Origin of the sequence: Streptococcus sp. 21.1 (assembly GCF_016648635.1) — a bacterium.
Taxonomy (GTDB): domain Bacteria; phylum Bacillota; class Bacilli; order Lactobacillales; family Streptococcaceae; genus Streptococcus.
This window is the reverse complement of the sequence record NZ_JACLQL010000029.1, coordinates 1-1,283: the sequence shown is the minus strand read 5'-3', so window position 1 is coordinate 1,283 and position 1,283 is coordinate 1. Positions and strand designations below refer to the sequence as shown.

At 39.0% G+C, this 1,283-nt stretch carries 1 protein-coding gene; it reads right to left on the bottom strand.

Annotation, left to right across the window (positions count from 1 at the left end):
- On the bottom strand, nt 1-1,283 hold a 1,283-nt coding region (locus tag H7U01_RS09920), incomplete at both ends, for an SspB-related isopeptide-forming adhesin (protein WP_311632035.1).

Here is a 1,283-nt window from a genome sequence, read left to right as displayed (position 1 = left end):
CTGTTGACACGTTTTTCAGTTGGTTTGTTTGGTTTTTCAACTTTCTTAGTTGTTGGGTTGTAGTAGTTAACTACTTGGGCAGCAGTATTTTCGATATCTACTCCGCCTTTAACGTCCAATTTAACAGTTGCTGGAATATCAAACTTATAGTAACGTCCAAACTCGAACTTAGTAGTGTCAATGATTTGAGTATTTTCTGCGTCACCAAGTGACTTCGTGAAGCCATCTTTAAGGGTTGCAGTAATCACACCATTGTTCACAGCAATATCAAATTTAGCTGTTACATCTGCACCAGTCTTACCATCATACGCTTTAATAGCTGAAGCTTCAACGTCAACTTTTGTCTCATCGTAGTCATCTGTGATTCCTACTGATTGGATGTTGTTTTTGTTAGCTGCGTCAAATTTAGTTGTATCCAACCATACTTGGTAAACTAGTTTTTCACCTGGTTTGACTGACTTAGTATTGATATTTGCTGCTTCGTTGTTAGATGCATCGTCCGCATATGGGTTGGCATTTGTATCTGCGTACTTGTCTGCCAACTCTTTATCATCATCTAATAATGAAGTTCCAGTCAAATCAAATTCTTTTTCGTTTAGAACGTATTTCTCTGGGTTGAATTCTGGAGTTTCCGGAGGAGTCACACGGTTGTTAAATTCTTTATCCGCAATGTCGCCTACAGTCGCGATAAGAACTTTAGCTGTTCCATCGTGTTTAACTGTAACTGTTACATTCGCTTTCATTGTATCGTATGTAACGGTTGCGTCTGTTCCTTTAACTTCTTCTACTGTGTAGTTGTGGACACCTTCTTGACTCTTATTGAATTCAAGTTTAGAGAACTTAACGTTACCAGATGCATCGTTGCTTACAGTTTCAAGAGTCTTACCTTCTGAATCTTTAAGTACGAAGCTGAATTCGTTCGCTTTAAGCTCACGGCCTTCCAAACGTTTAGTGAAGTTGAATTCTACTTCAACTGGAACACTGTTGACACGTTTTTCAGTTGGTTTGTTCGGTTTTTCAACTGTCTTGCTTACTGGGTTGTAGTAGTTAACTACTTGGGCAGCAGTGTTTTCGATATCTACACCACCAGGTACATCAGCTTTAACTGTTGTTGGGATGTCGAACTTGTAGTAACGTCCAAATGCGAATTTAGTTGTGTCAATGATTTGAGTATTTTCTGCGTCGCCAAGTGACTTAGTGAAGCCATCTTTAAGAGTTGCAGTAATCACACCATTGTTCACAGCGATATCGAATTTAGCTGTAACATCATCACCTGTTACTGA